Source organism: Streptomyces sioyaensis (assembly GCF_004122735.1).
GTDB lineage: Bacteria > Actinomycetota > Actinomycetes > Streptomycetales > Streptomycetaceae > Streptomyces > Streptomyces sioyaensis.
On the sequence record NZ_SDIF01000191.1, the window covers coordinates 1 to 8293 of the forward strand.

Sequence of the window (8293 nt, forward strand, 5' to 3'; positions counted from 1 at the left end):
CGCGCCGGTGGGGTGTGGTGCGGGTTCGCGATGGCGATGGCGCCAGGACCGTACGGCTCCCGGCCCCGGGCGCCGGTCAGATGTGGCCGACCCCGGCGCCCGCCTCGGCGTTCGCGCCGCGCTTGGTGAAGACGGCGACGAGGGCCGCGACGACCGCCACGCCGCAGGCGACCGTGAAGGCCAGGCCCATGCCGGACACGAAGGTCTCGTGGGCGACGGAGGTGATCTTCTCGGCCAGCTGCGGCGGCGTGCCCTTGGGGACCGGCGCGATGCCGGCCGACACCGCGTCGGACAGCTGGGACGCCTTGGCGGGCGGGACCGGCGGAAGGCCCGCCGCCGCCCACTTGTCGGGGAGATCCTGGTCGACGCGGGAGGCCATCACCGCGCCGAGCACGGCCGTGCCGAGGCTGCCGCCGACCTGCATCGCGGCCTGCTGGAGACCGCCGGCAACACCGGAGAGCTCCAGCGGGGCGTTGCCGACGATGACCTCGGTGGCGCCGACCATGACGGGCGCGAGGCCCAGGCCGAGCAGCGCGAACCAGAGGGACATCGGGCCGGTGCCGCTGTCGGTGTCCAGGCCGGACATGCCGTATGTGGCGACGGCGGTGAGGACCATGCCGCCGACCAGCGGCAGGCGCGGGCCGAGCTTGGTGATCAGGGCACCGGCGAGCGGCGAGCCGACGATCATCATGCCGGTGAGCGGCAGCAGGTGCAGTCCGCTGTCCACGGGGGTCATGCCGTGCACGTTCTGCAGGTAGAACGTCACGAAGAACAGGCCGCCCATGAAGGCGAAAGCCATCAGCACCATCAGGACCGTGCCCGCGGTCAACGGCACCGAGCGGAACATCCGCAGCGGGATGAGCGGTTCGCGGACCTTGGCCTCCAGGACGGCGAACAGGGCGAAGAGGACCACGGCACCGATCAGGAAGCCCCAGGTCTTGGCGTCGCCCCAGCCCCAGTCCGACGCCTTGATCAGCGGCCAGATCAGGCAGAACATCGCTCCGGAGAGCAGCACGATGCCCGGGACGTCGAACGAGCGGGGGGCGTTCTCCGCGCGGTGGTCCTTGAGGATCACCAGGCCGAGCACCAGGGCCAGCACGCCGACCGGGACGTTGATGAAGAACACGGACTGCCAGCTGACGTGCTCGACCAGCAGTCCGCCGACTATCGGTCCGCCGGCGGTGGAGGCGCCGATGACCATGCCCCAGATACCGATCGCCATATTGAGCTTCTCGGCCGGGAACGTGGCGCGCAGCAGTCCCAGCGCGGCCGGCATCAGCAGCGCGCCGAACAGGCCTTGCAGTACACGGAAGATGATGACCAGCGCGACCTCGTGGGAGAAACCGATGGCACCGGAGGCGGCGGCGAAGCCGAGGATGCCGATGAGGAAGGTCTGGCGGTGGCCGAAGCGGTCACCGAGCTTGCCCGCCGTGATCAGCGAGACGGCCAGGGCGAGCATGTAGCCGTTGGTGATCCACTGCACGTCGGCGAGCGAGGCGCCGAGGTCCTCCTTGATGGCCGGGTTGGCGATGGCGACGATCGTGCCGTCCAGGGCGACCATCATGACGCCGATGGCGACGGAGAAGAGAGTCAGCCACGGATGGCCTCGCAGCCCCCTGGGGGGCTCCGGTACGGGAAGTTCCGGCGCGGCGTGGGCAACCGGGGTCTGAGAGCTCATACGACGAGGATAATGACAGCCACTGACAGTTGACAAAGCAATTCATGAGTCGGTGACTGTCACCTCGCTCACAGGTAATCTGAGCAGCGAGAACACCAGGGAAAGGCGGCGCAGGATGGCCACCCCGACGCCGCACTCGGCACCCGCAGGCGGCCTGCGGGAACGCAAGAAGCAGCGCACCCACGACGCCCTGATCCGGGCGGCGCTCGAACTGTTCACGGAGCAGGGGTACGAGGCGACGACCGTCGACGAGATCGCCGAGGCGGTGGACGTCTCCCAGCGGACCTTCTTCCGCTACTTCGCGAACAAGGAGGACGTCACGTTCGCGGTCCAGGAGATGGTCGAGGCCCGCTTCCTTGAAGAACTGAGCGCCCGGCCCGCGGCGGAGGCCCCGCTGACCGCCCTGCGCAGCGCCGTGACGGTGGCCTGGGACGACATCGGCAGCGCCATCGAGTCGGTGATCCCGGTGGAGCTGTACATGCGCACGTACCAGATGATCGAGTCGACGCCCGCGCTGGTCGCCGCCCATCTGCGGCGTTCCGTCGAGCTGGAGGCGCAGCTGGCGCGGCTGATCGCCCGGCGCGAGCGGCTCGACGTGGACGCCGACCCGCGGCCGCGGGTGCTGGTGGCCGCGTTCAGCGGGGTGATGCGGGCCGCGGGCAAGGTCTGGAGCGAGGGCGAGGACTGGAGTGTGTCGTCGATCCGCGAGCTGACCATGTCCTACCTGGATCACATCGGGCCGGCGATCGAGGGCGACTGGCGGACGCGGTCGCAGTCGCAGTCGCAGTCACGGTGAGCGCGCTGCCGGCGGCGGGCGGAGCGGCATCCCCACTCCCCGTAACGGCCGGCCGGCGCTGCGCGATCGATCCCCGTGGCCCCCTGAGACCACCTCTGCACGACTGAGCACCGGAAACCGACCGCTCGTGTCCGGTTTGGTCGAAATACCCACTGTGAAACGTGAGATCACTCACGGCCACCGCAGGCATGCTTCCGCTTCTCCTAGGGTGGCTCGCGGTGACTTCCTTCCCGGGCCTCGGCCCCTCCTCCGGTTTTCTGCAGTCCACCGCCTGGCGCGCCTCACTCGCCCTGGTGGTGGTGTTCGTGATGCTTGCGATGACCGGCTGGACCGCCATCAGAGGTACCAAGGACGACGCCAACCCGCTGGCCACCGCCAAGGCCGCCTGGAAGCACGCCACCTTCCTCGGGCGCCCGCTGCCCGACCCCAACGGGCCGCCGAATGCGGTCCGGGCCTTCTTCGCGCCCCTCAGCCGCGCCGAGAAGCAGCAGCTCGCCACCCGCTATCCGCTGGTCGTCGGCAATATGGGCGGCGCCCCCGCGCAGCTGCGCTACGACGCCAACCGCAAGGCCATCGACGACGCCCGCCGCGTCGAGAAACGCCGGATGAGCGACCCCCGGCTCACCCCCGTCGGCCGCCAGACGGCCGGCCAACTCATGCACCGGCTCGAATCGCTGATGAGCCCCGGCCGGCAGATCCTGGCCTTCGACCCGGCCGACGGCGGACGGGCCGCCGAGGTCTTCGGGAACCTCACGAAGGCGGACCGGGTCTCGGTCGTGGTGCCCGGTGTGGACACCAACCTGTCGACCTTCGAGCGCACCGCACGGGCCACCACGGCCCCCGTCGGCATGGGCCGCGCCCTCTACGGCGCCGAGCGGGAGGCCCGCCCGAGCGCCCGTACGGCCGTGATCGCCTGGGCCGACTACACCTCGCCGTCGGGCGTCGGGGTCGAGGCCGCCACCGGGCAGCTGGCCGGGGCCGGCGCGGTGCGGCTGCGCGCCCTGGTGGACGCGCTGCCGTCGTCCGACTCGGTCTCGCTGTTCTGCCACAGCTACGGCTCCGTGGTGTGCGGCGTCGCGGCCCGCACCCTGCCGTCGAACGTCAAGGACATCGCGGTGGCCGGCAGTCCGGGCATGCGGGCCCAGAGCCTCGCCGGGCTGGGCACCCGCGCCCGGGTCTGGGCGATGCGGGACTCCGACGACTGGATCCAGGACGTGCCGAATCTGGAGGTCGGCGGGCTCGGCCACGGCGCGGACCCGGTCGATCCGTCCTTCGGCGCGCGGATCCTGTCGGCCGATGGCGCCGTCGGGCACGCCGGCTACTTCGAGCCCGGCACCCGCAGCCTGAAGAACTTCGCGCTGGTCGGCGTCGGTGACACCGGCACCGTCGACTGCGCCTCCGCCGACCCGCAGTGCGGTGCCACGGTCTGAGGGCCGCACCGCCGAACGACCAGCGGCCGCAGGTACGGCCCGGCGCCCGGGGACGGGCCGTACCTGCGGGAACCGCGCCCGGCACGGGTGACGTCCATGAGGCAGGGAAGGAGCGGGTGGCCGGAGTGACGCGCGTAGCTTCGGCGGGCCCCCTTGAGGTGCCCGGAAGGGGGACGGGCGGGCAACCGCCCGCATACGATGAGCCACATGGGTGATGTGCTGGCCGGTTTTCACGCCGTCTGGGAGTTCGACACCGACTCCGTACTCATCCGCTTCGAACGGGGGATCCGCAGGCCGAAGCTGTTCCAGGCGCTCGGCGAGCGACGCATTCCGTACGAGGCGCTGAGCGCTGTCGAGGTGACCGAGGGCAGACGCGGCACAGTAGTGCTGCACGCCGTGCCGCGGCACGGCGCCGATCCGCTGATGGAGGCGGCGAACGGGCAGCTCAAGGACGACTGCGATCCGTATCGGCTGGTGCTGCCGGCCGAGCGCCAGACCTTGGCCGAGTATTACGCCGACGAGCTGCGCACGGTGCTCGGCCCCGACGCGAAGGAGCCCGCCGACCGCCATCTGGTGGCCGCGCCGGAGCCCCCGCTGCACTTCAAGGCGTACGACGGCAAGGCCTCCTTCGACGGGCGGGCGGTCGCCTTCCGCTGGTTCTGGACCGGTGCGTCCTCGGCGAAGTGGAAATGCGGCGACCAGACCTTCCCCGTCGGCGAGTTGGCCGGGATCGAGTGGCGGTCACCGGAGATCCTCAACGGCTATCTGCGGCTCCTGGCGCGCGGCGCCCGCGACGACGGGGCCGACGAGGCGGACCAGGATCCGGCCGCCGTGGTGTTCGGGCTGGGATACGGCCCCGTACACGAGTCGCTGCCGTTCGCGGCCGCGGTGCTGCAGGCCGTCCGTGCCGCCGATCCGGCGCAGGAGACGCCGGACGGCGAACCGGTGCGCCGCCGGACCGGGGACGCGCGCCGGGACCCGGCCGACATCGCGGACCGCATCCGGCACCTCGGCGAACTGCACGGCGCCGGCCTGCTGACCGACGACGAGTTCAGCACGAAGAAGGCCGAGCTGCTGGCGGAGCTCTAGCTGTTCCACCGCGGGGGTGTGGACAGGTGAGGCAGGTCGCAGGGCTGCATGTGCCTCGCTCCGTCGGGTCCGTTGCACCTCCGCGCGCCCTTCCGGGCCGGCGCGAGAGCTGCTCCTGGCACAGTGGAAAAGATGCCGAAGCAGTGACCCATCGGCGCGATGGCTGCTGCTCACGACCCCGGCGGTGCGAACGGCGCCCTCCAGCCGAGCACGTCGATCGACCTGAGGAAAGGGTCCACGTTTTGGCCTCTGCGGGGATGGACGGACAAGAAGGCAAGGCGACGCGGAAGGGCCCCGGCGCGCCACGGAGGAACTGGCGCCTTTACGGGGTCACCGCCGTGGGCCTCGCGGTGGTCTGCGGGGTGGCCGCGGCGGTCGGCCAAGTCGTACGCGCCGGCGAGGCATCCGCGGTGGAGGCGCCGAAGTACGCGGTGGGGTCAGGCGGCGGCACGAAGCTTGATCTGCCGGTGCGACCGACCGTCCCGGTGACGCTCACCGTGTACGAGGACCCGCGCAGCCCGCAGTCCCGTGCGTTCGCCCAGCAGTACGCGGCCACGTTCTCCCACCTCCTCGCGTCCGGCCAGCTCCAGATCAACTACCGCCTCGTCACACAGAGCGACAAGCAGTACGGCGGGAGCGGTGCGAAGGAAGCGGCCGCGGCGGCCGCCTGTGCCGAGGACCAGGGGCGATTCGCCCAGTTCATGGACCAGGTGTGGCAGCATCAGCCGGCTCCCGCCAACGACGCGCTCAAGGACCGGAATCTCCTGACGGGCCTGGCGAAGAAGGCCGGGAAGATCAATCACGACGCGTTCACCCTGTGTGTCGACCGCGGCCAGCGAAACGGCTGGGTGGCGCAGTCACAGTCCGAGTTCGCCGCCGCGGGCCTGGGCGAGGCACCCGTCGTCCAGATCAACGGCCGCCCCCTTCCCGTCCCTCCCGCCCAACTGACGCCCGCCAAGCTGACCTCCCTGGTGAGCGACGAAGCACAGCGGGTCGCCACTGCGGCGACGCCTTGACCGACAGAGCGCCGCCAGGCCGCGTCGGCACGCTCCCGCCCACCGCGCGGACGGCCGCCTTCCGGCGCTCGAACTCCTCCCTGGGTACTGCCCAAGTCCGGCCCCAGGGAGGAGGCCGCGGCCGTCGCGGTCCGCTTGGATTGAGGGCGTCATGACCGGACCCCCTCCCCCTTCTTCCGCACCCGAGTCCGCCGACGGCCCCGCGCCCGAGCCGTTCCGGGGCCGGGCGCTGCGCGCCGTACGGCAGGCGCTGCGCCTGCTCGCCGTCGAGCTGGGCACCCCGACCGAGCCCGGCACCCCGCTGTTCGCCGCGGTCCAGAACCCCTGGCTGCGCCGGCTGCCGTATCTCCTCGCCTTCGGGTTCGCGGTGTCGCTGCTGCCCACGACCGTCACCGTCCTCGCCAACGACTACGGCATGGCCGGCGGACTGGCCGGCGCGCTGGCCACCGCACAGAGCGCGTCCCTGCTGCTCGCGGTCGCCCGGCCGCTGCAGGCCTGGTGGGTGATCTTCGCGGCGGACGTGGTCTGCGCCGTGGCGCTCACCGGGCTCGACGGCGTCGCGGGCCGCGCCTGGCCGTGGCCGCCCCCGGTGATCGTCGGCTATCTCGCGCTGATGCTGGCGCTGTCGCTGCGCGAGCGCCGTCGCACACTGATCGCCGTCTGGCTGACGACCGGTGCGGCGGGCATCCTCTCCTCGGTCGTCGCGCCCGCGCACGTCCAGAACACCTGGGTGCTGCTGTTCGTGCTCTCCGGTGTGATGCTGATGATGGGCGCCACCCTGCGCGAACGGGGCGACGCCCAGCGGAAGTTGATCGAGCAGGAGACCATCAGCGAGGCCGAGCGCGCCCGTCGGACCCTGCTGGAGGAACGCACCCGGATCGCCCGTGAGCTGCACGATGTCGTCGCCCACCACATGTCGGTGATCACGGTCCAGGCCGACAGCGCCCCGTACCGCATCAGCGGGATACCGAAGGCGGCCGAGGACGAGTTCGGGGCGATCGCGGCGACCGCCCGCGAGTCGCTGGCCGAGATGCGCCGGCTGCTCGGCGTGCTGCGCAGCGAGGAGACGGAGCGGCAGGGCGGCCCGGAGAAGGCTCCGCAGCCCGGGATCGGCATGCTGCCGAAGCTGGTGGAGGGGACCGTACGGGCCGGTGTGCCGGTCGAGTTGGCGCTGCCCGAGGAGACCGCGGAGCTCGAACCGGCGGTGGATCTGTCGGCGTACCGCATCGTCCAGGAGGCGCTGGCCAACGTCGTACGGCACGCGCCGGGCGCCCGGACCCGGGTGTCGCTGCGGACGACGGCGGACGGCACCCGGCTGACCGTCCTGGTCGTCAACTCCGCGCCGCCCGCGCCCGCCACGCCGTCCGCACCCCTGGAGACCGGCGGCACCGGCCACGGCCTGGTCGGGATGCGGGAGCGGGTGCGGCTGGTGGACGGGTCGCTCGACACCGGGCCGCTGCCCGACGGCGGCTTCCGGGTCGCCGCCCAGCTTCCGCTCGCGCCGCCGGCTGCCCCGGCGTCGCCCCTCCCCACGAAGGATTCCGGTTCCCTGTGACCACGCGCGTGATCATCGTCGACGACCAGGCCATGGTGCGGGCGGGCTTCGCCGCGCTGCTCGCTGCGCAGAGCGACATCGATGTGGTGGGTGACGCGCCGGACGGGGTGCAGGGCGTGGCGCTGAGCCGCCGGGCGCACCCCGACGTCGTGCTGATGGACGTCCGGATGCCGGAGATGGACGGGCTGGAGGCGGCCCGTCAGCTGCTCGATCCGCCGGTCGGGGTCGTCCACCGGCCGAAGGTGCTGATGCTGACCACCTTCGATGTCGACGACTACGTCTACGAGGCGCTGCGCGCGGGTGCGTCCGGGTTCCTGCTCAAGGACGCGCCGCCGGCCGATCTGATCTCCGCGGTCCGGGTGGTGGCGGCCGGTGAGGCGCTGCTCGCGCCGTCCGTGACCCGGCGGCTGATCGCCGATTTCGCCCGGCAGCGACCGGCGCCCCGTACGGACCGCGCCGCGCTGCGGCTGAACGGTCTGACCCCGCGCGAGACGGAGGTCCTGGAGCTGATCGCCCGCGGGCTGTCGAACCAGGAGATCGCCGAGGCGCTGATCCTCGCGGAGCAGACCGTGAAGACCCATATCGGCCGGGTGCTCGCCAAGTTGGCGCTGCGCGACCGCGCACAGGCCGTGATCTTCGCGTACGAGTCGGGGCTGGTCGCGCCCGGGGAGCGGTAGCCGGGGGCGACCAGCCCCGACTCGTACGCGAAGATCACGGCCTGTGCGCGGT

7 protein-coding genes are annotated in these 8293 nt (G+C 72.0%); 6 read left to right on the forward strand and 1 reads right to left on the reverse strand.

The annotated features are described in order from the left end of the window. Positions 1-76: 76 nt before the first annotated feature. On the reverse strand, positions 77-1678 hold the full coding sequence (locus EST54_RS32090; protein WP_129251207.1) for an MFS transporter: 1602 nt from the start codon (positions 1676-1678) through the stop codon (positions 77-79). A gap of 115 nt (positions 1679-1793) precedes the next feature. Between EST54_RS32090 and EST54_RS32095 the strand changes: the two genes are divergently transcribed. From EST54_RS32095 to EST54_RS32120, 6 genes are all read left to right on the forward strand, one after another. Continuing rightward, complete coding sequence (locus EST54_RS32095) at positions 1794-2474, forward strand: TetR/AcrR family transcriptional regulator (protein ID WP_129251208.1); 681 nt, start codon at positions 1794-1796, stop codon at positions 2472-2474. 218 nt (positions 2475-2692) lie between these two features. Further along, positions 2693-3904: an alpha/beta hydrolase gene (locus tag EST54_RS32100; protein ID WP_129251209.1), complete on the forward strand. Its 1212-nt coding sequence runs from the start codon at positions 2693-2695 to the stop codon at positions 3902-3904. Between the two features lie 207 nt (positions 3905-4111). Further along, the gene (locus EST54_RS32105; protein WP_129251210.1) at positions 4112-4993 is read left to right on the forward strand and encodes a DUF4429 domain-containing protein; all 882 of its coding nucleotides are present in this window, start codon (positions 4112-4114) and stop codon (positions 4991-4993) included. A 257-nt stretch (positions 4994-5250) separates the two neighbouring features. Further along, complete coding sequence (locus tag EST54_RS32110) at positions 5251-6009, forward strand: DsbA family protein (RefSeq protein ID WP_239013765.1); 759 nt, start codon at positions 5251-5253, stop codon at positions 6007-6009. Between the two features lie 151 nt (positions 6010-6160). Then, positions 6161-7564: a sensor histidine kinase gene (locus EST54_RS32115; RefSeq protein WP_129251211.1), complete on the forward strand. Its 1404-nt coding sequence runs from the start codon at positions 6161-6163 to the stop codon at positions 7562-7564. Next, positions 7561-8241, forward strand: a complete 681-nt coding sequence (locus EST54_RS32120) for a response regulator (protein ID WP_129251212.1) — start codon at positions 7561-7563, stop codon at positions 8239-8241. Before EST54_RS32115 ends, EST54_RS32120 begins: the two co-directional genes overlap by 4 nt. The last annotated feature ends 52 nt before the right edge of the window (positions 8242-8293 follow it).